General features: G+C 62.8%; 17 protein-coding genes. 6 read left to right on the top strand and 11 right to left on the bottom strand.

The window, feature by feature from the left end; translation table 11 throughout:
- Positions 1 to 192 precede the first annotated feature (192 nt).
- The gene (locus FQ755_RS11200) at positions 193 to 1,893 is read left to right on the top strand and encodes a ShlB/FhaC/HecB family hemolysin secretion/activation protein (RefSeq protein WP_144154033.1); all 1,701 of its coding nucleotides are present in this window, start codon (positions 193 to 195) and stop codon (positions 1,891 to 1,893) included.
- Positions 1,894 to 2,145: 252 nt separating this feature from the next.
- Positions 2,146 to 2,631: a DUF2147 domain-containing protein gene (locus FQ755_RS11205; RefSeq protein ID WP_144154035.1), complete on the top strand. Its 486-nt coding sequence runs from the start codon at positions 2,146 to 2,148 to the stop codon at positions 2,629 to 2,631.
- Between the two features lie 158 nt (positions 2,632 to 2,789).
- Here FQ755_RS11205 and FQ755_RS11210 read toward each other — a convergent pair whose 3' ends face one another.
- The 6 genes from FQ755_RS11210 to typA form a co-directional block, all read right to left on the bottom strand.
- A complete protein-coding gene (locus FQ755_RS11210; protein WP_144154037.1) occupies positions 2,790 to 3,245 on the bottom strand; it encodes a transposase in 456 nt (151 codons plus the stop codon).
- Between the two features lie 159 nt (positions 3,246 to 3,404).
- A complete protein-coding gene (gene zapE / locus FQ755_RS11215; RefSeq protein WP_144154039.1) occupies positions 3,405 to 4,502 on the bottom strand; it encodes a cell division protein ZapE in 1,098 nt (365 codons plus the stop codon).
- 92 nt (positions 4,503 to 4,594) lie between these two features.
- Positions 4,595 to 6,025 (bottom strand): dihydrolipoyl dehydrogenase, encoded by a 1,431-nt coding sequence (gene lpdA, locus FQ755_RS11220; protein ID WP_144154041.1) that lies wholly within the window; start codon positions 6,023 to 6,025, stop codon positions 4,595 to 4,597.
- A gap of 174 nt (positions 6,026 to 6,199) precedes the next feature.
- Positions 6,200 to 7,474 (bottom strand): 2-oxoglutarate dehydrogenase complex dihydrolipoyllysine-residue succinyltransferase, encoded by a 1,275-nt coding sequence (gene odhB / locus FQ755_RS11225; RefSeq protein ID WP_144154043.1) that lies wholly within the window; start codon positions 7,472 to 7,474, stop codon positions 6,200 to 6,202.
- A 136-nt stretch (positions 7,475 to 7,610) separates the two neighbouring features.
- Positions 7,611 to 10,472 carry a 2-oxoglutarate dehydrogenase E1 component gene (locus FQ755_RS11230; protein ID WP_144154045.1) on the bottom strand — a complete coding sequence of 954 codons (2,862 nt, stop codon included), beginning with the start codon at positions 10,470 to 10,472 and terminating at the stop codon, positions 7,611 to 7,613.
- Between the two features lie 341 nt (positions 10,473 to 10,813).
- Positions 10,814 to 12,640, bottom strand: coding sequence for a translational GTPase TypA (typA, locus tag FQ755_RS11235; RefSeq protein ID WP_144154047.1), 1,827 nt, complete (start codon positions 12,638 to 12,640; stop codon positions 10,814 to 10,816).
- A gap of 451 nt (positions 12,641 to 13,091) precedes the next feature.
- On the opposite strand from typA, the gene FQ755_RS11240 reads away from it, so the two are divergent.
- Genes FQ755_RS11240 through FQ755_RS11255 form a run of 4 tightly spaced genes read left to right on the top strand, consistent with a single transcriptional unit; the run spans position 13,092 to position 18,110 of the window.
- On the top strand, positions 13,092 to 13,613 hold the full coding sequence (locus FQ755_RS11240; protein WP_144154049.1) for a MarR family winged helix-turn-helix transcriptional regulator: 522 nt from the start codon (positions 13,092 to 13,094) through the stop codon (positions 13,611 to 13,613).
- A 52-nt stretch (positions 13,614 to 13,665) separates the two neighbouring features.
- A complete protein-coding gene (locus FQ755_RS11245) occupies positions 13,666 to 15,237 on the top strand; it encodes an efflux transporter outer membrane subunit (protein ID WP_144154051.1) in 1,572 nt (523 codons plus the stop codon).
- A 55-nt stretch (positions 15,238 to 15,292) separates the two neighbouring features.
- Positions 15,293 to 16,516: an EmrA/EmrK family multidrug efflux transporter periplasmic adaptor subunit gene (locus FQ755_RS11250; protein WP_144154053.1), complete on the top strand. Its 1,224-nt coding sequence runs from the start codon at positions 15,293 to 15,295 to the stop codon at positions 16,514 to 16,516.
- Between the two features lie 31 nt (positions 16,517 to 16,547).
- Positions 16,548 to 18,110 (top strand): DHA2 family efflux MFS transporter permease subunit, encoded by a 1,563-nt coding sequence (locus FQ755_RS11255; protein WP_144154055.1) that lies wholly within the window; start codon positions 16,548 to 16,550, stop codon positions 18,108 to 18,110.
- Between the two features lie 133 nt (positions 18,111 to 18,243).
- On the opposite strand, the gene truB is transcribed toward FQ755_RS11255, so the two are convergent.
- The 5 genes from truB to rimP all read right to left on the bottom strand — a co-directional run bounded on the left by truB (position 18,244) and on the right by rimP (position 24,738).
- The gene (gene truB, locus FQ755_RS11260) at positions 18,244 to 19,179 is read right to left on the bottom strand and encodes a tRNA pseudouridine(55) synthase TruB (RefSeq protein ID WP_144154057.1); all 936 of its coding nucleotides are present in this window, start codon (positions 19,177 to 19,179) and stop codon (positions 18,244 to 18,246) included.
- A 56-nt stretch (positions 19,180 to 19,235) separates the two neighbouring features.
- Complete coding sequence (gene rbfA, locus FQ755_RS11265; protein WP_144154058.1) at positions 19,236 to 19,601, bottom strand: 30S ribosome-binding factor RbfA; 366 nt, start codon at positions 19,599 to 19,601, stop codon at positions 19,236 to 19,238.
- Between the two features lie 161 nt (positions 19,602 to 19,762).
- The gene (gene infB, locus FQ755_RS11270; protein ID WP_144154060.1) at positions 19,763 to 22,714 is read right to left on the bottom strand and encodes a translation initiation factor IF-2; all 2,952 of its coding nucleotides are present in this window, start codon (positions 22,712 to 22,714) and stop codon (positions 19,763 to 19,765) included.
- Between the two features lie 93 nt (positions 22,715 to 22,807).
- A complete protein-coding gene (gene nusA / locus FQ755_RS11275) occupies positions 22,808 to 24,283 on the bottom strand; it encodes a transcription termination factor NusA (protein ID WP_144154062.1) in 1,476 nt (491 codons plus the stop codon).
- Positions 24,280 to 24,738 (bottom strand): ribosome maturation factor RimP, encoded by a 459-nt coding sequence (gene rimP / locus FQ755_RS11280; protein WP_144154063.1) that lies wholly within the window; start codon positions 24,736 to 24,738, stop codon positions 24,280 to 24,282. Before rimP ends, nusA begins: the two co-directional genes overlap by 4 nt.
- Positions 24,739 to 24,745: the final 7 nt, after the last annotated feature.

The raw sequence follows: 24,745 nt of genomic DNA on the forward strand, positions 1-24,745 counted from the left end.
GACGTGTGAAAGCAACACGACATCTCAGTAGAAACACGCAGTCAGCATCAGTCACGTGCTCCGCAACGCACGGAGCACGTGACGTAACGCGCGCGGGCATGGCAGTATGCGCGAAGCCGCACACAGCGTTCACGATCAGCCTGGCCGGGCCACGCGGACGCACGATAAGAACAGCAATACGAGGGAATACCGATGAAACTCGGGTACGGCAGATGGACACTTCTGCTCGCGGTGGTCGCTGCGGGCGCAGTGCAGGCGCAATCGCGCCCGGTGGTGGGCGGCAACCCGATAGGGGGCAATCCGCTCGACTCGATCCCGCAGGTCAACGCGCCCGACAAAGGGCCTAATGTCACCGTACAGGTCCAGCAGCAGGCACCGCAACTGCAAGCCCTGCTCGCCACGCATCTGACGCCCACCAAGTTTCAGGTCGAAGGCGTCAAGTCCATTCCATTCGATGAAGTCGCGCAACGCTTCACGCCGCTCGTCGGCAAGGACATCACCATTGCCGACCTGATGCAGGTGGCCGACGACGTCACCAGGCTGTATCAGGCGCGCGGCTATGCGCTGTCGTTCGCCTTCATCCCGGCGCAGACCTTCGAGAACGGCGTGGTGCGCGTGACGATCGTTGAAGGCTATGTGTCGGAGGTGAAGATCACCGGCAATCCGGGACGCGAAGAAGACAAGATCCGCGCGATCGCCGAACATATTCGTGCCGACCGGCCGCTGCGTCACGCCACCTTCGAGCGCTACATCAATGTGCTGGGCATTTTGCCGGGCATCAAGGTGGCCGCCAACGTGCCGCCGCCGCAGAATACCGACGGCGCCACCACGCTCGAACTCAAGGTCGAACACAAGCCGGTCAACGTCAGCACCGGGGTCAATTTCAACCAGCCCGGCGTGCAGGGTCTGCTGACCGCGACCGAGAACGGCCTCACCTCGCTCGGCGAACAGTTGAGCGTCTCGGCGCTGTTGCCCAAGGGGCGCGACAACGTTACGTACCTCGCCGCGCACGCCGCAGTGCCGATCGGCAGCGACGGCCTCGTGGCGAAAATCGACGCCACCCACTACCGCGGCAATCCGGTGGATAACCCCGGCCTGCCCAACTACGTCGAGCGCACCGTGATCAACGACAAGCTCGCCGGCTCGCTCGCCTATCCGCTGCTGCTTTCGAATAGCCAGAGCCTGCTCGGCACCGTGTCGGCGTATGCCTCGCACGACGAAGACGACTATCACAACACCATCAACGGCGCGCAGATCGGCTTGCGCTCGCAAGTCCGCGTGCTGCAATTGCAGGCCGACTACACGAGCGTGCAGACCGGCCAGGTGCGCAAGGCGAGCGTCAACGTGGCGCAGGCCTTCAATATCCTGGGCGCGTCGAAATCCGGCGATTCGAACATCCCCGGCGTAGTGGAAACCAATCCCGTTTCGCTCACCTTCACGCGCACCGGCGCGAGTTTCTCGCAGACCAACGAGTGGCCGCTCAAGATCGGCACGGCCGTCGCCATGACCGGCCAGTACAGCCCGGACTCGCTGCCCACTTCCGAGCAGATCTCGTTCGGCGCGCAGCATTTCGCGCAGGGCTACGAGCCGGGTGAGGCGTCGGGGGATTCAGGCTGGGGCGCCTCGGTTGAAGTCAATCGACCTTTCACGCCGGGCTTCACCTATCTGCAGAGCTTCACACCCTACATCTCGTTCGACATGGCGCGCGTCTATCTGCATGCGGGCACGCCGTCGCCGTCGAAACTCTCGTCGATCGCCTTCGGTTTCCGCATTTCCGATTCGAAGTACTACACGCTCGATCTGTCGGTGGGCAAGGCGGTCGGCGATGCGCCGGTGGAAAGCACCTCGCGCAGTCCGCGGATCAACGCCACCTTCTCGTATAGCCTGAATTGAGCCTCCCAGGGCGGCGCGCTGCCCGCATGCGGGTGCGGGGGTACGCGGGTACGCGGTCAGGCACGCGGCGCCGGTTTGACTAGAGGGTCCACTATCAAACGGCGCGGGCACTTTCACGTATTCTGCGCTGACCAACCTGCAAGCCTGAGACAACCCGGAGCAACACGCGGCATGTGGAGGCAACGCATCGCCTGACATGCCAATAACGCCGCGCGACCATGATCGCGCCGACTTTTATCAAGGAGGAAGACAATGACGCGATTCACCCAACGCAGCCGCGCCCTGATGCTGCGCGGCGCCCGCCAGGCGGCGCTAGCCGGCGTGCTGCTAGCCAGTGCCGTGAGCGCCATGGCGCAGGCCGACAGCCCGGTCGGCACGTGGCAGACCATCGACGATCATACCGGCCAGCCCAAGGCGCTGGTACAGATCACCCAGGACAGCAGCGGCGCGCTGGACGGCAAGGTGATCAAGGGACTCGGCCCGAACGACCAGCCCGATCGCCGCTGCACGGAATGCACGGACGCGCGCAAGGATCAGTTGATCCTCGGCATGACGATCATCAACGACATGAAAAAGATGGATGACGGCTGGGATGGCGGCCAGATTCTCGACCCCGAAAACGGCAAGGTCTACAAGTGCAAGATGCACCTGGAAGACGGAGGACAAAAGCTGGTGGTGCGGGGATATATCGGCGTTTCGCTGCTGGGCCGGTCGCAGACCTGGATTCGCCAGCAATGACGCTTAATCGCGCTCAGATGCTGCCAGGTGAATGACTTTGCATGACGCACCGGCGCCCGGCTTGCGATAAAAAACCGTAGCCAGAAAAGAAAACCGGCCGACGATCGATTCGTGCGGCCGGTTTTTTATGCGTGGGCATAATCCATTCATTGAACTCGTCATGCAGCGCGCTTATAAGCCCCTGCAAGATTGAACAGGGAAGGCGACGCCGGCTGCGCCGGTGCCGGACTATAGACGGCCGGCAACGACGGCGCGATGGACGCAGCGGCAACGCGCGCCGCCTTTTCTTCCGGGCTGACGTGCATGCGCATACGGGCTTCCATCATGCCGCACAATTCGCCGCTTGCAGCACCGAACAACTGATCCATCACGCTCTGCAACACGCCCGAATCGTGCCACGCCTTGAAGCGGCGATGGCAGGTTTGATACGACGGGTATTTGCGCGGCATGGCGGACCAGGTGGCGCCGCTATACATCACCCACAGTACGCCGTTGAGCACGGAGCGCGTGTTGGCCAGCGGCCGGCCACGCAATTCGGAACGCGGACGCAGTTCGGGAAGCAGCGGTGCAACACGTTGCCATTCTTCATCATTGATATCACGGTACGGGGTCATGGATTTCTCCTTCGTCAAAATCTATGACTTAGAAGATATCGGCTTGCCCACGGACCGAATATAAGACCAATCCGAATCTTGAAAATGCGGCGCGGCCCGGCGGGAATAGGCCGCGCGGGTCTGATCTATCGCAATAGATAGCGGTTCGAAAGGAACCGCTCAGGTCAACGACGTATCGACGATCCGGCGCGGCGCGTCCAGATACTCCTTCGATTGCATCTCGACGATGCGCGATACCGTGCGCGTGAACTCGTTGGCCATCGGACCGTCGGTGTAGAGCTGCTCGGGCGGCACGGCCGCGGACATCAGCAGCTTGACCTTATGGTCGTAGAACACGTCGATCAGCCAGGTGAAGCGGCGCGCTTCCGAGGCCATCCGCGCGCTCATCTGCGGCACGCCCGACAACACCACCGCGTGAAAACGGCTCGCCAGTTCCAGGTAGTCGTTCTGCGAGCGCGGGCCGCCGCACAAGGTGGCGAAATCGAACCAGACCACGCCATCCGCCTTGCGCAACGCTTTTAGTTCGCGCTTCTCGATATGCAGGATCGGGCTTTCATCGGGCACCGCGGCGAGGCTTGCGAAGGCCGCGCGCAGCGCCTTGTCCGCCGCCGCGCCGAGCGGCGTGTGATACACCTCGACCTGGGCCAGCGTGCGCTGCCGGTAGTCGACGCCCGCGTCCACGTTAATCACGTCGAGCTTCGATTTGATCAGCTCGATTGCCGGCAGCATGCGGTCGCGGTGCAGGCCATCCGGATAGAGCATGTCAGGGTCGTAGTTGGACGTCATCACGAACTGCACGCCGTTCTCGAACATCTTGTCGAGCAGACGGTACAGGATCATCGCGTCAGCGATATCGGAGACGTGGAATTCGTCGAAGCAGATCAGGCGGTAGCGCTTGCCGATGCGGCGCGCCAGTTCATCGAGCGGATCGGCCTGGCCTTTCAGTTCTTCGAGCTCGCGATGCACTTCGCGCATGAACTCGTGGAAGTGCAGACGCGTCTTGCGCTGCACCGGCACCACGGTGAAGAAGCTGTCCATCAGGAAGCTCTTGCCGCGCCCCACCCCGCCCCACATGTAGACGCCACGCGGCAAGTCCGGGTGAATGATCAGCTTCTTGAACGCGTTCGAGCGGCGCGATTTGTATTCCACCCACTCTTCATAGCACCGCTGCAGACGGTCGACCGCCGCGCGTTGCGCCGGGTCCGATTGATAACCCCGCGTCTGCAGTTCTTTTTCGTAGTATTCGGTGACGTTCATTTTCTGGCTACAAAAAAGAAGGCGGGAGGGATTAAACCCGCCCGCCTTCGTCGTAAAGCTAAGCTGCTGCGATCAGTCAGGCGTGCGCGTGATTACATGTTCAGCGCGCGCTTGTCCACGGCGAGCGCCGCTTCGCGCATCACTTCGGACAACGACGGGTGCGGATGGCAAATGCGGCCGATGTCTTCCGACGCCGCCTTGAATTCCATCGCCACCACGGCTTCCGCAATCAGGTCCGAGGCGTTGGCCGAGATGATGTGCACGCCGAGCAGTTCGTCGGTCTTCGCGTCGGCGATCATCTTGACGAAACCATCCGCCTTGTTGATGCCGAGCGCGCGGCCGTTGGCCATGAACGGGAACTGACCCGTCTTGATCTCGCGGCCTTCCGCCTTCAGCGCCTGTTCCGTCTTGCCGACCCACGCGATTTCCGGTTCGGTGTAGATCACCCACGGAATGCAGTTGTAGTCGATATGCGGCTTCTGGCCGTCGATGATCTCGGCCACCAGCACGCCTTCGTCTTCAGCCTTGTGCGCGAGCATCGGGCCGCGCACCACGTCGCCGATTGCATAGACGTTCGGCACTGCGGTGGCGCAATGGTCGTCCACGTCGATGAAACCGCGCTCGTTGGCCTTCAAACCGATGGCTTCGAGACCGAGGTTGTCGGTGTTCGGCACGCGGCCGATCGACACGATCAGGCGGTCCGCTTCCAGCTTCTGCGCGTTGCCGTCCTTGTCCGTGTAGTTCAGCGTGACGCTGCTGTCGGTCGTGGTGACTTCACCGACCTTCACGCCCACGTGAATATCCAGACCTTGCTTCTTGAACTGCTTGGCGGCTTCCTTCGCGAGTGCCTGGTCAGCCGCGCCGAGGAATTCCGGCAGCGCTTCGAGCACCGTGACGTCCGCACCCAGACGACGCCACACCGAGCCGAGTTCCAGACCGATCACGCCGGCGCCGATCACGGCCAGCTTCTTCGGCACGGAATCGAAGCTCAGTGCGCCTTCGTTGTCGGCGACGATCTTGTTGTCGACCGGGATGTTCGGCAGATGGCGCGCCTTCGAACCCGTGGCGATGATCACGTTTTTGGCCGTAACCGTTTCCGTCTCGCCTTCGCCGCTCACTTCGATCTGCACGCCGGCGTCCGTCTTGCCGGTGAACTTGCCATGGCCCTTGAGCCAGGTGATCTTGTTCTTGCGGAACAGGAATTCGATGCCCTTGGTCATCTTCTCGACGATGCCTTCCTTGCGGGCCAGCATCTTCGCGATATCCACCGAAACGTTTTCCACGCTGATGCCGTGGTCGGCGAGGTGGTGCGAGGCGTTTTCGAATTCTTCCGACGACGCGAGCAGCGCCTTCGACGGAATGCAACCCACATTCAGGCACGTGCCGCCGAGCTTCAGCGCGCCGGCCGGGTTCTTCCACTTCTCGATACAGGCTACGCTCTTGCCGAGCTGCGCAGCGCGGATAGCTGCGATATAGCCGCCGGGACCGGCACCGATCACGACGACGTCAAATTCTTTGGACATGACAATCCTTTTGATGACGGGACGACGCGCGGCCACGCTTCGTGGCGCGCATCGTTCCAGTGCTACGGAATGCTAGGGACGTGCTGCTTGCGCTTTACTTATATGGCGCCGGCTGGTGCGATCACAAGCGATCAAAAGCGCGATCGCAAGCCGGCATCCATGCCGTTGCGCGGCTTACAGGTCGAGCAGCAGGCGTGCCGGGTCTTCCAGCGCGTCCTTCATGGCAACCAGCGACAGCACCGCTTCGCGACCGTCGATGATGCGGTGGTCGTAGGAGAGCGCCAGGTAGTTCATCGGGCGAATCACGATCTGGCCGTTTTCGACCACAGCGCGTTCCTTCGTAGCATGCACGCCGAGAATCGCCGATTGCGGCGGGTTGATAATCGGCGTCGACAGCATCGAACCGAACACACCGCCGTTCGAGATCGAGAACGTACCACCCGTCATTTCTTCGATCGACAGCTTGCCGTCCTTGGCCTTCTGGCCGAATTCGGCAATCTTCTTTTCGATGTCGGCGAGGCTCAGCTGATCGGCGTTGCGCAGGATCGGCACCACCAGGCCACGCGGCGAACCGACCGCGATACCGATGTCGAAGTAGCCGTGATAGACGATGTCGTTACCGTCGATCGACGCGTTCACCAGCGGGAACTTCTTCAGCGCGTGAACCGCCGCCTTGACGAAGAACGACATGAAGCCGAGCTTCACGCCATGTTCCTTCTCGAACTTGTCCTTGTACTTGTTGCGCAGATCCATCACCGGCGCCATGTTCACTTCGTTGAACGTCGTGAGGATGGCGTTGGTTTGCTGCGACTCGAGCAGGCGTTCGGCGATACGCGCACGCAGACGCGACATCGGCACGCGCTGTTCCGGACGATCCTTGAGCCATGCGTCGGCGGAGGCTGGGGCCTTCACGTCCGGCAGCGACGGCCTGGCGGCCTTCGGTGCAGCGGCCGGTGCCGGGGCAGCCTTGGCAGCCGGTGCGCCGGCGCTCAGCACGTCGCCCTTGGTGATACGGCCGTCGCGGCCCGTGCCGGACACGTCGCCGGCGCCCAGACCCTTCTCAGCCATGATCTTGCCGGCGGCCGGCGAGGCGGCGGTGTTTGCACCCGTTGCGGATGCAGCTTGCGCGGCAGGCGCGGCGGCCGGTGCGGGAGCCGCAACCGGAGCCGGCTTCACTTCTGCTTCGACGGCAGCGGCGCCAGCCGTGCCTTCCGTGTCGATCTTCGCGATCACCTGATCGGCGGTGACGGTATCGCCGTCGTTGGCGATCACTTGCGCGAGCACGCCGGCCGAGGGGGCCGGCACTTCCAGCACGACCTTATCGGTCTCGATTTCGATGAGGATCTCGTCTTGCGCGACAGCCTCGCCGGGCTTCTTCTTCCACTGCAGCATAGTGGCTTCCGAAACCGACTCCGAAAGTTGCGGGACCTTGACTTCTACAATAGCCATTTTGTGATTTTCCTGAATACGTATCTGGTGACAACGAACCGTCTGCGAACCTCGATCTGCCGCGTCTCACTAGGGGAGGCCGCGCCCGATGCGGTGCGGGAAAGCGCACTGCGCTTTCCCGGTCCGGTTCAATAAGTTATTTAGCGATCGACGCGCTCTTCAGACGGCCGAATGCACCTTCGATCAGCGCCTTCAGCTGCTCGTAATGCTTCGCGTAGTACCCGACTGCCGGTGAAGCCGAAGCCGGACGGCCGCTGTATGCCAGCTTCTGTCCGTCCTTCATGCCTTCCTTCAGGTGATGCTCGATGTAGAACCACGGGCCCTGATTCTGCGGCTCGTCCTGCACCCAGACCACTTCGGTCGCATTGTCGTACTTCTTCATTTCCGCTTCGAACTGCTTGTGCGCGAACGGATAGAGCTGTTCGATACGGACGATCGCGACGTCGTTTGCCTTGACTTCACGGCGATGCGCGATGATGTCGTAGTACACGCGGCCCGAGCAGACGATCACGCGCTTGACCTTCTTCGCTTCGATCGCTTCGTCGGTTTCGCCGAGGATCGGCTGGAACGCGCCCTTCGCCAGTTCGGACAGGTCCGACACGGCTTCCTTGTGACGCAGCAGCGACTTCGGCGTGGCGACGATCAGCGGCTTCCTGAACAGGCGGATCATCTGACGGCGCAGCAGGTGGAAAATCTGCGCCGGCGTGGTGGGCTGAACGACCTGCATGTTGTGATCTGCGCACAACTGCAGGAAACGCTCGATACGCGCCGACGAGTGCTCCGGACCCTGACCTTCGTAGCCGTGCGGCAGCAGCATCGTGAGACCCGACACGCGACCCCACTTCACTTCGCCCGACGAGATGAACTGGTCGATCACGACTTGCGCGCCGTTCACGAAGTCGCCGAACTGCGCTTCCCACGCGACGAACGTGTTCGGTTCAGCGGTCGAGTAACCGTATTCGAAACCGAGCACGGCTTCTTCCGACAGCACCGAGTCGATCACCGTGAACTTCGCCTGACCTTCAGCGATGTTCTGCAGCGGCACATACGTGCCGTCGTTCCAGCGTTCGCGGTTCTGGTCGTGCAGCACCGCGTGACGGTGCGTGAACGTGCCGCGGCCCGAATCCTGACCGGTCAGACGAACTGCGTAGCCCGACGCGACCAGCGACGCGAATGCCAGGTGTTCGCCCATGCCCCAGTCGAGCTTCGCTTCGCCACGGCCCATCGCGCGACGGTCGTTGATGACGCGCTCGACCAGCGGGTGAACCTTGAAGTTTTCCGGGATCGTGGTGATGCGCTCAGCAAGGCGCTTCAGTTCCGCGAGCGGCACTGCGGTGTCCGCGGCGTCGGTCCACTTGCGGTTCAGGAACGGCACCCAGTCCACCGCGTACTTGCTCTTGTAGTTCGAGAGCACCGGGTCGATGGTGTGATGGCCTTCGTCCATCGCCTTGCGGTAAGCCTTGACGTACTCTTCCGCGTCAGCGGCCGTGATCACGCCCTGCTGCACCAGCTTTTCAGCGTACAGTGCGCGCGTGCCCGGATGCTTGGCGATGGTCTTGTACATCAGCGGCTGCGTGACCGCCGGCGTGTCCTGCTCGTTGTGGCCGAGCTTGCGGAAGCAGACGATGTCGACGACGACGTCCTTGTGGAACTGCATCCGGAAGTCGATGGCGAGCTGCGTAGCCAGCACCACTGCTTCAGGATCGTCACCGTTCACGTGCAGCACCGGTGCTTCGATCATCTTGACGACGTCCGAGCAGTACAGCGTCGAGCGCGAGTCGCGCGGGTCCGACGTGGTGAAGCCGATCTGGTTGTTGATAACGATGTGCAGCGTGCCATGCGTGCCGTAACCACGCGTTTGCGCGAGGTTCAGCGTTTCCATCACCACGCCCTGGCCGGCGAAAGCCGCGTCGCCGTGAATCTGCACCGGCAGCACTTGCAGGCCGCTGTCGTCGCCGCGACGGTCCATACGGGCCTTGGCCGAGCCTTCGACCACCGGGTTGACGATTTCGAGGTGCGACGGGTTGAACGCGAGCGACAGGTGAACCGGGCCGCCTTCGGTCGAGACGTCCGACGAGAAACCCTTGTGGTACTTGACGTCGCCAGCCGGCAGATCGTCGACGTGCTTGCCTTCGAACTCGGCAAACAGGTCAGCCGGCATCTTGCCGAGCGTATTGACCAGCACGTTCAGACGGCCGCGGTGGGCCATGCCGATGACGATTTCCTGAACGCCACGAGCGCCGCCATGGCGCACCACTTCGTCCATCGAGGCGATGAAGCTCTCGCCGCCTTCCAGCGAGAAGCGCTTCTGACCGACGTACTTGGTGTGCAGGAAGCGCTCGAGGCCTTCAGCTGCCGTCAGGCGATTGAGAATGTGCTTTTTCTTGTCAGCCGAGAAGTTCGGCGTCGAACGGATCGACTCGAGCTTCTCCTTCCACCAGCGCTTCTGTTCCGGATCGCTGATATACATGTACTCGGCGCCGATCGTGCCGCAGTACGTGTCGCGCAATGCCTTGACGATTTCACGCAGCGAGGCGCGCTCGAAACCGAAGTACAGATTGGTTGCGCTGAACTCCTGGTCCATGTCGGCTTCGGTGAAGTCGTAGAACGCGGGTTCGAGTTCGGGAATGGCGGGACGTTCGCGGCGCTTAAGCGGATCGAGATTGGCCCATTGCGTGCCAAGGAAGCGATATGCGCCGATGAGGGACTGGACGTAGACCTGCTTGCGTGCGGTGGCGATATCGTCGCCGCCGGCTGCGGTGCGCGGGATGAAGGCGTTGGCCTTGGCGCGTTGGGCAAACGATTCGACGATCGGGCCGTGGGCCACGTCGTTGGCATTGCTGCCGTCCGATGCAGGAACGTTCTGCAACGCGTCGAAATAGCTGCGCCAGTTCTCGGGCACTGACGCCGGATTATCGAGATACGCTTCGTACATTTCTTCTACGTACGGAGCATTGCCGCCGAACAGATAGGAGTTCGACTGGAATTGCTTCATCATTTTTACGCTCACCTTTCTTCGAGTTTCTCGAGAAATAGCGGGTTACCGAAACCTTCCGCGACACGGCCTGACCGTTTGGCGGATTGCGCGAATCAAGTCTTGCTTGGAAGGACCTTAACTTGCATCCGCGCAAGCATATCACATAAGTGATAGTGCAGATAGCAGGCACAGTGCCGCGGAACCCTTTGCTGGCGGGCTTTCGCGGACCTTTCCAAGATACGCAATAGCGTTATTCAATCCCCGTCGAAATGACGCGTTGCAGAATCCGGAATAACAAAAGCCGCCCGAAGGCGGCTTTTGTGTTGCGCTGCACGATGGCAATGCGCGGCCCTGGCGGCTGATTAATCCACCGCGCCCTTACGGCTGGCGCTACGGCGCTCATGTTCCTTCAGGTAACGCTTGCGCAGACGGATGGATTGCGGCGTGACTTCGACCAGTTCGTCGTCGTCGATGAATTCCACCGCGTATTCCAGCGACATCTGGATCGGCGGCACGAGGCGCACCGCTTCGTCGGTACCCGACGAACGCACGTTGGTCAACTGCTTGCCCTTGATCGGGTTGACGACCAGGTCGTTGTCGCGGCTGTGAATGCCGATGATCATGCCCTCGTACAGCGGCTCGCCCGGCGACACGAACATGCGGCCGCGATCCTGCAGCTTCCACAGTGCGTAGGCCACTGCCGCGCCGTCGTCCTGCGAAATCAGCACGCCGTTGCGACGCTCGCCGACCGCGCCGTCCTTGACCGGCTGATACGAGTCGAACGTGTGGCTCATCAGGCCCGTGCCGCGCGTGAGCGTGAGGAATTCCGACTGGAAGCCGATCAGGCCACGCGCCGAAATACGGTACTCGAGACGCGTGCGGCCGCGGCCGTCCGACGCCATGTCGAGCATTTCGCCCTTGCGGCGGCCCAGTTCTTCCATCACGCCGCCCTGGTGGCCGTCTTCCATGTCGACCGTCAGGTTTTCGTACGGCTCGTGCTTCACGCCGTCGATTTCCTGCATCACCACGCGCGGACGCGACACGGCCAGTTCGTAACCTTCGCGGCGCATGTTTTCCACCAGAATGGTCAGGTGCAGCTCGCCGCGGCCGGCCACTTCGAAGGTGGTTTCGTCGCCGGTTTCCTTCACCCGCAGCGCGACGTTGTGGTTCAGTTCCTTGAACAGACGGTCGCGGATCTGGCGGCTCGTCACGAACTTGCCTTCACGGCCCGCCAGCGGCGACGAGTTCACGAGGAAGTTCATCGTCAGGGTCGGTTCGTCCACCGTGATCATCGGCAACGCTTCCGGGGCTTCCGGTGCGCAGATGGTCACGCCAATGCCGATTTCTTCGATACCGTTGATCAGCACGATGTCGCCGGCTTCAGCGGAGTCCACCTGGACGCGCTCGAGGCCCTTGAACGACAGCACCTGGTTGATCTTGCGGTTCAGGATTGCGCCATCCGGGCCCGAACGCACGGCCACCGCCATGCCCGGCTTGATACGGCCGCGCGTGATCCGGCCCACGCCGATACGGCCGACATAGGACGAATAGTCCAGCGAGGTGATCTGCAGTTGCAGCGGCGCTTCCGGATCGGCCGGGCGAACCGGCACGTGTTGCAGCACGGCTTCGAACAGCGGACGCATGTCGCCTTCGCGCACGTCGGGGGTCAGGCCGGCATAGCCGTTCAGGCCCGAGGCGTAGACGATCGGGAAGTCGAGTTGTTCGTCGGTGGCGCCCAGCTTGTCGAACAGGTCGAAAGTCTGGTTGATCACCCAGTCGATCCGCGCGCCCGGGCGGTCTACCTTGTTGACCACCACGATCGGCTTGAGGCCGAGAGCCAGCGCCTTCTTCGTGACGAAGCGGGTTTGCGGCATCGGGCCTTCGACGGCGTCGACCAGCAGCAGCACCGAGTCGACCATCGACAGCACGCGCTCCACTTCGCCGCCGAAGTCGGCGTGGCCCGGCGTGTCGACGATGTTGATGTGGGTGCCTTCGTATTCGACCGCGCAGTTCTTCGACAGGATCGTGATGCCACGTTCCTTTTCAATGTCGTTCGAGTCCATCACGCGCTCGACAACCGCCTGGTTGTCGCGGAACGTGGCAGTCTGACGGAGCAGCTGGTCGACGAGGGTAGTCTTGCCGTGGTCGACGTGGGCAATAATGGCGATGTTGCGTAGGGCGCGAGTCATAGGAACCTGAAGACAGTTGAGTGCGCCAGCTGCAGCATTGTGTACAAAGCCAACAAAGCCCAAAGCGCACTTTTGGGAACCCAATATTGTAGCACGCGTAGATTAAGGTTCTCTGGTATTCCCTTAGTTGCCCCTTATTTGCCCCGCATTTGTCGTCTCATTGGCCCTCGCTTTGCCTTCTCACGCACCGTCATCCATCCTCGCCGCACCCGCGGCGGCATGCCGTTCGCCTGACAGATTTTTCTTTCTTTTTCCCTCAGCGCCTTGCAGGCGGCCTGCCCCGACACGCCGCGATGGCGGCCCCTGTCGGGCCGCCCCTCGCATATTGGCGTGCGCATTTGAACCGGCCGGACTGAGAAAGACCCTTACCCGAACCGCAATAACGCTTGCCGCGTCAATTAACGGCCCTCTATAATCCTGCTTAGTCAACCATTGCAGTCGCATGAGAATCATGAGCGATCAGAACCTTACGGTGTCGTCGGAAATCAGTTCCTATCAATTAGGCGAAAGCGTCGGCTATCTGATTGCACGCGTGCGATCGACCATGGCGAACCTGGTCACCCAGCGCACCATGGCCGAGCTGGGCATCACCAGCCAGCAAGGCAGCATCCTGTTCATGGTGGCCAGCGGCAAGTGCCTGCTGGCGGCGGAACTAGCCCGCGAATATGGCATCGACGCCAGCGCAGTCACCCGTCTGGTGGACCGGCTGGAGAAACGCGGCCTGCTCAACCGGGTGCGCAGCGTCGAGGACCGGCGGGTCGTGCGGCTCGCCCTGACCCCCGAGGGCCACGCCATCGCCGCCCGCATGCCGGCGATCTTCAACGGTGTGATCGACCACCTGCTGTCCGGCTTCACGGCGGAAGAGGTCGGCTTTCTGAAGAGCATGTTGCGCCGCGTGCTGACCAACAGCGGCTGCGATCTATCCGGCATAACCCGTGATGCGACAACAAATTTGGACGCTAAAACGTCATAAGCTGTTTGCAGCGTCCACCATTACAATTTACTGACACTCAAAGAGTCGAGAGATGAAATCCCTTTCCCTGTCCGCGCCCGGGATCTCGTGCCGGGCCGCCGTCACCGCAGCGGTGGCGGCGCTTGCCTTCACGGGATGCGCGAACTACAGCGGTATCAAGAGCGACAAGCAGATGTCCTCGCCCACGCAGTACGAGTCCAGCCAGAGCGTGCCGTCGCAGGGCGGCCAATGGCCGTCGCTCGACTGGGCTAACCAGTTCGGCGACCCGCAGCTGCCGCAACTGATCGCCGAGGCGCTGCAAGGCAATCCGTCGATCGCCCAGGCGCAGGCGCGCATCGCCAAGGCCTCGTCGTATATCGAAAGCTCGCGCTCGGCGCTGTTCCCGAAGGTCAACGGCAGCTATTCGTGGAACCGCGAGATCTTCTCGGCCAACTCGATCTACCCGCCGCCCTACGGCGGCACCTGGTATAGCGAAAACAACGTGCTGGCGAGCGCCTCGTGGGATCTGGACCTGTGGGGCAAGAACCACCAGCGCCTCGGCCAGGCCGTGTCGCAGGAAAAAGCCGCCGAAGCGGAGATGCAGCAGGCGCGCGTGACGCTGGCGGCGTCGGTCGCCAGCACCTATAACCAGCTTGCGCAGCTGTACGCGCTGCGCGACATCGCCGCGCGTGAAATCGCCAATCGCCAGGATATTGGCCGCATCACGAATGGCCGCGTGGTGGCCGGCCTCGACACCAATGTCGAGCGCCAGACCGCCAACGGCAACATCGCTTCGAGCGAGGCGAACGTGACGGACCTCGACGGCCAGATCACCACCGTGCGCTATCAGCTCGGCGCGCTGCTCGGCAAGGGGCCGGACCGCGGCCTGCAGATCGCCAAGCCGGTGCTGACGGCCGGCAACGCCGTGACGCTGCCGGACAACGTCCCGGCCGATCTGGTGTCGCGCCGCCCGGACATCGTGGCGGCACGCTGGCAGGTCGAAGCCGAACTGCATGACGTGAAAGAAGCCAAGGCGGAGTTTTTCCCGGACATCAACCTGTCGGCCGGCATCGGTTTCGACGCGTTCGGCTGGGGCCGCTTCCTGACCTCGGCGAGCCGCAACATGCAGCTCGGGCCGGCGATCCACCTGCCGATCTTCGACGCCGGCGCACTGCGCTCGCAACTGAAGGGCCGCTACGCCGACTTCGACCTCGACGTGGCGAACTACAACCAGACGCTGATCAACGCGCTGTCGGACGTGGCTACGCAAATCGCCACGATCCGCTCGATCGACCAGCAGTCGGGCGACGCCCAGCGCGCGCTGGACGCCTCGGCCAAAGCGTATCAACTGGCGGTGATCCGCTACAAGGCCGGCCTGTCGGAGCAATTGCAGGTGTTGAATGCGGACCAGAACCGCCTCGCCGCCGAACAGACCGTGACGAACCTGAAGATGCGCCGCCGCGACATGCAGATTGGCCTGATCAAGGCGCTGGGCGGCGGTTTCGACGCCACGCAAACCGGTCTTGCCGTGCCTGCCGACAGTGAAGCCGCCGCGCAGGCCGCCCCTTCAGCCAGCGCACCGGCCGCCGCGGCGAACCCGCCGGCGGCATCCGCAGCACCGGCCGCGCAGGCCGCAGCGAACTGAATCCGAGTGCCCACCCGAATAAACGACGCAGATTGAAAGAATACGGAGCATATCAATGAGCACCCCCCAGCAACCTGCCGCCAGCGCACAACCGGCGAACAACAACAAACGCAAGCGCCTGATGACGCTGCTCGTCATCGTGATCCTGATTGCGGCAGTCGCCTACGGTCTGTACTACTTCCTCGACGCGCGCTTTCACGAGTCGACCGACGACGCCTACGTGAACGGCAACGTGGTGCAGATCACGCCGCAGGTGACCGGCACGGTCATCGCGGTCAACGCGGACGACACGCAGACGGTCAAGGCAGGCGACCCGGTCGTCGTGCTCGACCCGGCCGACGCCCGCGTCGCGCTGCAGCAGTCCGAAGCCGATCTCGGCCAGGTGGTGCGCCAGGTGCGCGGCCTGTTCGCGGACGACAACCAGTATCAGGCGCAAGTCGAAGTGCGCGAGGCGGATCTGTCGCGCGCCCAGGACGACCTGCGCCGCCGCATGATGGTGGCCCAGACCGGCGCCGTCTCGCAGGAAGAAATCTCGCACGCCCGCGACGCCGTGAAAAGCGCCCAGGCCGCGCTCGACGCCGCCCGGCAGCAACTCGCCTCGAACCGCGCGCTGACCGCCAACACGACGATCGCCGACCATCCGAACGTCCTCGCCGCGGCGGCCAAGGTGCGCGACGCCTACCTCGCGAACGCCCGCAACACGCTGCCGGCGCCGGTCACCGGCTACGTCGCCAAGCGTTCGGTACAGGTGGGTCAACGCGTCTCGCCGGGCAATCCGCTGATGGCGATCGTGCCGCTGAACGGCGTGTGGGTCGATGCCAACTTCAAGGAAGTGCAGCTCAAGCACATGCGCATCGGCCAGCCGGTCGAACTGACGGCGGACGTGTACGGTTCGTCGGTGGTGTTCCACGGCAAGGTGGTCGGCTTCTCGGCCGGCACGGGCTCGGCCTTCTCGCTGCTGCCGGCGCAAAACGCCACCGGCAACTGGATCAAGGTGGTGCAGCGTCTGCCGGTACGGATCCAGCTCGACCCGCAGGAACTCGAAAAACACCCGCTGCGTATCGGCCTGTCGATGGACGTCGACGTCAGCATCAAGGACGAAAACGGCGGCCAGCTCGGCGACGCGCAGAACACGGTCTATCAGACCAACGTGTTCGACAAGTACGGCGACGAAGCCGACGCCGAAATCGCCCGCATCATCGCGCAAAACGCCGGCCCGAACGGCGGTGCGCAGAAGTCGGCCGAGCGCGACGCGAAGCCCGCCGCCAAGGCGATGTAAGCCGCGCCACGCTCAAGAAGGTTTCCTAAACATGGCTCAGGCTCAGGCGCCCATCCCTCATCCGCCATTAGAGGGGGCGCAACTGGTGATCGGCACCATCGCGGTGTCGCTCGCCGTTTTCATGAACGTGCTCGACACTTCGATTGCGAACGTGTCGATCCCCTCCATCTCCGGCGATCTCGGCGTTTCGTCGGACCAGGGCACGTGGGTGATCACCTCGTTCGCGGTGGCGAACGCGATCTCCGTGCCGCTGACCGGCTGGCTCACCGAACGCATCGGCCAGGTGCGCCTCTTCATGGCGTCGATCATCCTGTTCGTGATCTCGTCGTGGATGTGCGGTCTCGCGCCCACCCTGCCCTTCCTGCTCGCCTCGCGCGTGCTGCAAGGGGCCGTCGCCGGGCCGATGATTCCGCTGTCTCAAACACTTTTGCTCGCCAGCTACCCGCGCGCAAAGGCGCCCATGGCGCTCTCGATGTGGGCCATGACCACGCTGATTGCACCGGTGGCCGGCCCGATTCTGGGCGGCTGGATCTCCGACAACATCTCGTGGCCGTGGATTTTCTACGTCAACATTCCGGTCGGCACGATCGCCGCCATCGCCACGTGGACGATCTTCCGCAACCGCGACTCGGTGATCCGCAAGGCGCCGATCGACGGCGTGGGGCTCGCCTTGCTGATCATCTGGGTCGGCTCGCTACAGGTGATGCTCGACAAGGGCAAGGACCTCGACTGGTTCGCCTCCACCACCATCGTGGTGCTGGCGCTGACCGCGGTGATCGCGCTGGCGTTCTTCATCGTCTGGGAGCTGACGGCGGAGCATCCGGTGGTCGACCTGTCGCTCTTTAGCAGGCGGAATTTCACCGGCGGCACGGTGGCGCTGTCGATCGGCTATGGCCTCTACTTCGGCAACCTCGTGCTGTTGCCGCTCTGGCTGCAAACCGATCTCGGCTACACCGCCACCAACGCCGGCCTCGTGATGGCGCCGGTCGGCTTCTTCGCGGTGCTGCTCTCGCCGATCACCGGCAAGATCTTGCCGCGCACCGATCCACGCTATATCGCCACGGCGTCGTTCCTGGTGTTCGCGCTGTGCTTCTGGATGCGCTCGCGCTATACGACCGGCGTCGACACCTATTCGCTGCTGGTGCCCACGCTGATCCAGGGCATCGGTATGGCCGGGTTCTTCATTCCGCTGGTGTCGATTACGCTGTCGGGCCTGCCGGGCAACCGGATTCCGGCGGCGTCGGGCTTGTCGAATTTCGTGCGGATCATGTGCGGCGGGATCGGCACCTCGATCTTCCAGACCGCCTGGGATCACCGCACGATCCTGCATCACGCGCATCTGAGCACGCAGGCCAACCTGTACAACCCGGTATTCGACCAGTCGATCCGGCAAATGGGCGCGGCCGGTTTCAGTCAACCGCAAGCGTATGGGCTCTTCAATAACATGGTGACGCAGCAGGCGGCACAGTTGGGCGTCAACGATCTGTTCTATGTCTCAGCAGGGATCTTCGTGGCGCTGATTGCGCTGATCTGGATTACCAGGCCGGAGCGTGCGGGTGGCGACGCGGGGGCAGCGGCTGCGGCGGCGCATTGATGCATTGATGTTTTGGCGCGTGAAGCGTGGTGTTCGGACCACGCCCGCTCGCAGCAAAAGAAAAGGCGGCGCCGCAGTGATGCGGCGCCGCCTTTTTTGTGTCTACTCAGCGCGTGACGATGAGCCCTGTCGTTCAGGACTGCGCCGTGACGACCAGCCGCTCCGGCGCCAGCACGCCCTCGCCTAGCCTCGCGACCCCCAGCAGCCGGCCCGCTGCCGCGTAGACCCGCACGCGTTCGGCAGTCGCCGCCTCGTCGTCCAACGTCAGATCGGCGAGCCGCAGACGCTGGCCGTGCAGAAAACGCCGTGTCGCGTCGGCATCGAGTTCGACCGAGGGGAAAGTCGACAGCAGCGCGTCCACGGGTTGCAGCCACCGGTCACGCTCGCCCTCGGCGGCGTCGGACAAGGCGTCGAGCGTGATCGCATGGTCTAGTGTCAGCGCGCCGACGCCGGTACGCCGCAACGCCACCAGATGCGCGCCGCAACCGAGCGCCTCGCCGATGTCCTCGGCCAGCGTGCGCACGTAAGTGCCCTTGCTGCAGGTCACGCGAAACGTGACGTCCGGCAATGCGCAGGCCAGCATCTCGAGCGCGTGGATCGTCACCTGGCGCCCTTCGCGCTCCACCACCTGGCCGGCGCGCGCGTACTCATACAAAGGCTTGCCGTCGCGTTTGAGCGCCGAATACATGGGCGGCACCTGGACGATCTCGCCGCGAAAGCGCGCCATTGCCGCCAGGACCGCCGGCTCGTCGCACGTCACCTCGCGGGTCTGAATCGCCTCCCCTTCGGAGTCGCCGGTGGCCGTGCGGATGCCGAGGCGCATGGTGGCCTCGTAGGTCTTGTCGGCTTCGAGCAGATCCTGCGAGAACTTGGTCGCCTCGCCGAAGCACAGCGGCAGCAGACCGGAAGCGAGCGGATCGAGCGTGCCGGTGTGGCCGGCCTTTTTCGCCAGATAGAGACGCTTGGCCTGGATCAGGGCGTCGTTACTCGACAGGCCGATGGGCTTGTCGAGCAGCAACACGCCGTCGAGCACGCGACGCGGCACACGTGGCCGTTGAGGTACGGTCATGGCAGAAAAATAAGGACGAACGGAGAATCGGCAACCATAGGTAAAACCACGCGCGATCAGTCTTCTTTCGCGCGGGTGGCGTTCGCCTCGTCGATCAGGCGCGACATTTCCACCGCCTGTTCGATCGTCTTGTCGTAATGGAAATGCAGCGTCGGCACCGTGTGAATGTGCAGGCGCTTGAACAGTTGATTGTGCAGATGGCCGGCCGCGTGGGTCAGCGCTTCAAGCGTTTGCTGCGGGTCGCCGGTCAGCGTCGTGAAGAAGACCTTCGCGTGCGCATAATCCGGCGTCAGTTCGACGCTCTGAATGGTGACCATGCCGATGCGCGGATCTTTGACATCGCGCAGCAGCTCGGACAGGTCGCGCTGGATCTGATCGGCGATCTGCACGTTACGATTGGGGGAAGAACGTTTCTTAGGCATGGTGAATCCGTAATCCGCTCTGGCGGATAGCAATGAGGTTCGCGCCGCGGCAGCGAGGCCGTCAACGCACGCGAGCACAAACAGGCGCAAGCGAGCCCGCAAAAAACAAGGGGCGGGAGGGGCGCAAGCGCCCGCCCCGCCCCTTCAGCGTTGCGCCTGACTTACAGCGAACGCGCCACTTCCGTGACTTCGAAGACTTCGAACTGGTCGCCTTCGATGATGTCGTTGAAGTTCTTGATCGACATACCGCACTCGAAGCCCTGACGGACTTCCTTGACGTCGTCCTTGAAGCGCTTGAGCGAATCGAGCTCGCCGGTATGAATCACGACGTTGTTGCGCAGCACGCGCACCGACGACGAGCGCTTGACGAAACCGTCCGTGACCATACAACCGGCCACCGCGCCGACCTTCGGCACCTTGAAGACCTGACGCACTTCGACCATACCGGTGACGACTTCGCGCTTCTCCGGCGCCAGCATGCCCGACATCGCGGCCTTCACTTCATCCACAGCGTCATAGATGATGTTGTAGTAGCGAATGTCGATACCGTTGGACTCCGCCAGCTTGCGCGCCTGGGCATCCGCCCGGGTGTTGAAGCCGATGATGACCGCCTTCGAAGCCGTTGCCAGGTTGACGTCGTTTTCGCTGATGCCGCCCACCGCGCCGTGCACGATCTGCACGCGCACTTCGTCGGTGGAGAGCTTTTGCAGAGACTGCACCAGCGCTTCCTGTGAACCTTGCACGTCGGCCTTGACGATCAGCGGCAGGTACTGCACTTCGCCTTCGCCCATCTGTTCCAGCATGTTCTCGAGCTTCGCGGCCTGCTGCTTGGCCAGCTTGACGTCGCGGAACTTGCCTTGACGGAACAGTGCGACTTCACGCGCCTTGCGGTCGTCCGGCATGACGATGACTTCTTCGCCGGCCTGCGGCACTTCCGACAGACCTTGAATCTCAACCGGGATCGACGGACCGGCCGACTTGGTCGGCTTGCCGGTTTCGTCGAGCATGGCGCGCACGCGGCCATAGGCGCTGCCAGCCAGCACGACGTCACCACGGTTCAGCGTACCCGACTGGACCAGGATCGTTGCCACTGGACCCTTACCCTTATCGAGCTTCGCTTCGATGACGAGACCCTTGGCCGGTGCATCGACCGGTGCTTTCAATTCCAGCACTTCGGCTTGCAGCAGCACGTTTTCGAGCAGATCGTCGATGCCTGCGCCGGTCTTGGCCGACACCGGCACGAACGGCGATTCGCCGCCGTATTCTTCCGGCACGACGCCTTCCGCGACGAGTTCCTGCTTGACGCGGTCCAGATTCGCATCCGGCTTGTCAATCTTGTTGATGGCGACGACGAGCGGCACGCCGCCTGCCTTCGCATGGGCGATCGCTTCCTTCGTCTGCGGCATCACACCGTCGTCGGCGGCAACCACCAGAATCACGATGTCGGTTGCCTTGGCACCGCGGGCACGCATGGCTGTGAAGGCCTCGTGACCCGGCGTGTCGAGGAACGTGATCACGCCGCGCGGCGTTTCCACGTGATACGCGCCGATGTGCTGCGTAATCCCGCCCGCTTCGCCCGCTGCAACCTTGGCGCGGCGGATGTAGTCGAGCAGCGACGTCTTGCCGTGGTCGACGTGACCCATGACCGTCACAACCGGCGGACGCGGCAGCAATTCTGCGTCGGACGAAACTTCGCCTTCCACCAGCATGGCTTCCGGATCGTCCAGCTTGGCCGCAACCGCGTGGTGGCCCAGTTCTTCGACGATGATCATCGCCGTTTCCTGGTCCAGCATCTGGTTGATGGTGACCATCTGGCCGAGCTTCATCATCGACTTGATGACTTCCGATGCCTTCACGGCCATCTTGTGCGCCAGATCGGCAACCGTAATGGTTTCCGGCACATGCACTTCACGCACGATGGGTTCGGTCGGCGCCTGGAACGTGGTGTTCTGATCCTGATGCTTGCCGCGCCCCTTCGGGCCGCCGCGCCAGCCGCGATCGACACCGCCGCTCGTATCGCCACGCGTCTTGATACCGCGGCGCTTGGCTGCGTCGTCTTGCCAGCCGCCCTTGCCTGCGCCCGGCTTCTTCTTGTCGCCCGCCGACGGCGCCGTCGTGGCAGCCGGTGCGGCCGCTACCGGCTTCTTCGCAGCCGGACGTGCCGGCGCCGCGCCTTCCGGACGAGCCGGCTTGTGCAGCGTGCCCTTGGCTTCCGCAGCCTTGGGCGCTTCCACCGGCTTGGCCGCCGGCGCCGGTTCCGGCGCCTTGACCTGCGCCTTGCGCGGCGTGTTCATCATCTCGCGAATCGCACGTGCTTCGGCTTCTGCCTTGGCGCGGCGCTTGCTGATTTCTTCCTGCTCGGCACGCGTTTTTTCCGCGGCCTGACGCGCGGCGTCTTCCGCCTTCTTCGCGGCTTCGCGTTGCGCGGCGCGTTCTGCTGCGGCGCGTTCGTCGTCCTGCTCGCTCGTGGCGGCTGCCGGCGCAGCCGGTGCCGCGGCGGCAGTTTCAGCCGCTTGCACGACCTGTTCAGCCTTCTTCTGCACGGCCACTTCCGCGGCGGCGGCAGCGCGCTTCTTCGCCGCTTCCTCTTCCGCACGGCGGCGTTCGGCTTCCGCAGCCTGCTCGCGCGCCTGGCGCTCGGCTTCTTCGCGTTCGAGCTGTTCCTGACGCGCCTTCAGTTCCTGAGCCTGCTTTTCGAGCAACTCGGCTTCGTGACGCGCTTCTTCCTCGCGACGCTGAAGTTCCAGCTCGTCCGTGTCGTTCTCGACCTCGGCCACATGATTCGATGCATCGCCGCCTTCGCCACCCGCTTCATCGCGGCGGACGAACGTGCGCTTCTTGCGCACCTCGACCTGAATGGTACGAGCCTTACCCGTCGAATCAGACTGCTTGATTTCCGACGTATGCCGTTTCGTCAGCGTGATCTTGCGCTTGTCAGCATCAGTTGAGCCGTGAGACTTGCGCAAGTGGTCGAGCAGACGCGCCTTGTCCGTCTCGGACAGGGTGTCGTCTTCGCTCGCTTTGGTAACGCCTGCTGCCTGCAGCTGCTCAAGCAGCACGCCGGCAGGCATTTTCAGTTCCGCGGCAAATTGGGCTACGTTGTTACTCGCCATTCATTCCTCTTAATGCAAGGACCGATTCCTTGCGGTTAGCATCGGGTCATGCGGCCTGACGGCCGCTTCAATTTAGTGCGCCATGGTCATTTCTCACTGGAACCAATGTTCACGTGCTTTCATGATCAACGCCTTAGCGGCATCCTCTTCCATTCCGGTCATCTCGACCAATTCATCTACAGCCAGCTCGGCCAGATCGTCACGTGTGTGAATCTGATGTTCAGCCAGCTTGGCGAGCAGGTCGGCGTCGATGCCGTCCAGGCTCTTCAGGTCGAGTGCGACATTCTCAACCTTTTCTTCGTTTGCGATTGCCATCGTCAACAACGCATCGCGTGAGCGATTGCGCAGTTCGTGCACGGTGTCTTCGTCGAACGCTTCGATCTCGAGCATCTCGTTGAGCGGCACATATGCGATCTCTTCGAGGCTCGTAAAGCCTTCGTCGATCAGGATGTCAGCCACTTCTTCGTCGACATCGAGACGCGCCATGAACAGGTCACGCAGAACACCGCGTTCCTGATTCTGCTTTTGTGCAGATTCGTCCGGCGTCATGATGTTGATCTGCCAGCCGGTGAGTTCGCTGGCAAGACGCACGTTCTGGCCGCTACGGCCGATTGCGACCGCCAGTTCGTTTTCGTCGACGACGACGTCCATCGAATGCTTTTCTTCATCGACGACGATCGACTGCACGGCTGCCGGCGCGAGCGCGCCGATCACAAACTGGGCGGGATCTTCCGACCATAGCACGATGTCGACGTTTTCGCCACCGAGCTCGTTACGCACCGCCTGCACGCGCGAACCGCGGATGCCCACGCAGGTGCCGATCGGGTCGATGCGCTTGTCGTAGGCGATCACGCCGATCTTGGCACGCACGCCCGGATCACGCGCCGCCGCCTTGATTTCGAGCAGGCCCTGCTCGATTTCCGGCACTTCCATCTCGAACAGCTTCATCAGGAATTCGGGCGCCGTGCGCGACAGTTCGATCTGCGGACCGCGCGCGGTGCGATCGACCTTGGCGATATAAGCGCGCACGCGGTCGCCCACGCGCAGGTTTTCCTTCGGAATCAGCTGGTCGCGGCGCAAGAGCGCTTCGACACGGCCCGATTCGACGATGAAATTACCCTTGTCGAGACGCTTGACCGTACCGGTCATGATGTTCTCGCCGCGTTCCAGGAAGTCGTTGAGGATCTGCTCGCGCTCGGCGTCACGCACCTTCTGCAGGATCACCTGCTTGGCAGCCTGCGCGCCGATGCGGCCGAACTCGATTGACGGCACCGGTTCCTCGATGAACTCGTCGAGCTGGATTTCGGGCTTTTGTTCGCGTGCTTCGAACAGCAGGATTTCCTGATCCGGCTCCTGCAGACCGGCTTCGTCCGGCACCACGCGCCAGCGGCGATACGTTTCGTGCTCGCCGCTTTCACGGTCGATATGGACGCGGATGTCCGCATCTTCTTCGAAGAGTTTCTTGGAGGCCGAAGCGAGAGCCGCCTCAAGCGCGGCAAATACCACGTCTTTGTCGACGTTCTTCTCGCGTGCCAGCGCATCCACCAGCATCAACACTTCGCGACTCATTGTTTGCGGCTCCTAAAGTCAACTTTCGGAACGAGGCGTGCTTTATCGATGTCCGCGAGCGTGAAATCGAGCATCGCGGCGCCTTCCTTCCCTTCAAATTCCAGACCGATCGTCTCGCCTTGCGGGGCATGCAGGATACCCCGGTACGATTTCCGTCCGTCCAATGGCTTTTTCAATGTAATGGCCACTTCGCTGCCTGCGAAGCGTTCGAAATCCGCCAGTTTTTTCAGCGGGCGGTCGAGACCCGGCGACGACACTTCAAGCCGCTCGTAATCGATGTTTTCGACCGTCAGAACGTGCTGGAGCTGACGCGTGACCTTCTCGCAATCCTCGATTGCGATGCCGGCCGGCTGGTCGATGTAGATACACAGCATGCCGCGCCCGGTGCGCTCAAGGTCGACGAGCTCGTAGCCGAGACCCACGACCGTGGTTTCAATCAGTTCCGTCAGTTGCACAGTGCCC

Source organism: Paraburkholderia sp. BCC1885 (assembly GCF_900996235.1).
GTDB lineage: Bacteria > Pseudomonadota > Gammaproteobacteria > Burkholderiales > Burkholderiaceae > Paraburkholderia.

Coding starts and splice junctions, on each gene's coding strand:
- FQ755_RS11200 (WP_144154033.1), top strand. CDS start 193: ATGAAACTCGGGTACGGCAGATGGACACTTCTGCTCGCGGTGGTCGCT.
- FQ755_RS11205 (WP_144154035.1), top strand. CDS start 2,146: ATGACGCGATTCACCCAACGCAGCCGCGCCCTGATGCTGCGCGGCGCC.
- FQ755_RS11210 (WP_144154037.1), bottom strand. CDS start 3,245: ATGACCCCGTACCGTGATATCAATGATGAAGAATGGCAACGTGTTGCA.
- zapE (WP_144154039.1), bottom strand. CDS start 4,502: ATGAACGTCACCGAATACTACGAAAAAGAACTGCAGACGCGGGGTTAT.
- lpdA (WP_144154041.1), bottom strand. CDS start 6,025: ATGTCCAAAGAATTTGACGTCGTCGTGATCGGTGCCGGTCCCGGCGGC.
- odhB (WP_144154043.1), bottom strand. CDS start 7,474: ATGGCTATTGTAGAAGTCAAGGTCCCGCAACTTTCGGAGTCGGTTTCG.
- FQ755_RS11230 (WP_144154045.1), bottom strand. CDS start 10,472: ATGATGAAGCAATTCCAGTCGAACTCCTATCTGTTCGGCGGCAATGCT.
- typA (WP_144154047.1), bottom strand. CDS start 12,640: ATGACTCGCGCCCTACGCAACATCGCCATTATTGCCCACGTCGACCAC.
- FQ755_RS11240 (WP_144154049.1), top strand. CDS start 13,092: ATGAGCGATCAGAACCTTACGGTGTCGTCGGAAATCAGTTCCTATCAA.
- FQ755_RS11245 (WP_144154051.1), top strand. CDS start 13,666: ATGAAATCCCTTTCCCTGTCCGCGCCCGGGATCTCGTGCCGGGCCGCC.
- FQ755_RS11250 (WP_144154053.1), top strand. CDS start 15,293: ATGAGCACCCCCCAGCAACCTGCCGCCAGCGCACAACCGGCGAACAAC.
- FQ755_RS11255 (WP_144154055.1), top strand. CDS start 16,548: ATGGCTCAGGCTCAGGCGCCCATCCCTCATCCGCCATTAGAGGGGGCG.
- truB (WP_144154057.1), bottom strand. CDS start 19,179: ATGACCGTACCTCAACGGCCACGTGTGCCGCGTCGCGTGCTCGACGGC.
- rbfA (WP_144154058.1), bottom strand. CDS start 19,601: ATGCCTAAGAAACGTTCTTCCCCCAATCGTAACGTGCAGATCGCCGAT.
- infB (WP_144154060.1), bottom strand. CDS start 22,714: ATGGCGAGTAACAACGTAGCCCAATTTGCCGCGGAACTGAAAATGCCT.
- nusA (WP_144154062.1), bottom strand. CDS start 24,283: ATGAGTCGCGAAGTGTTGATGCTGGTGGATGCGCTGGCACGCGAGAAG.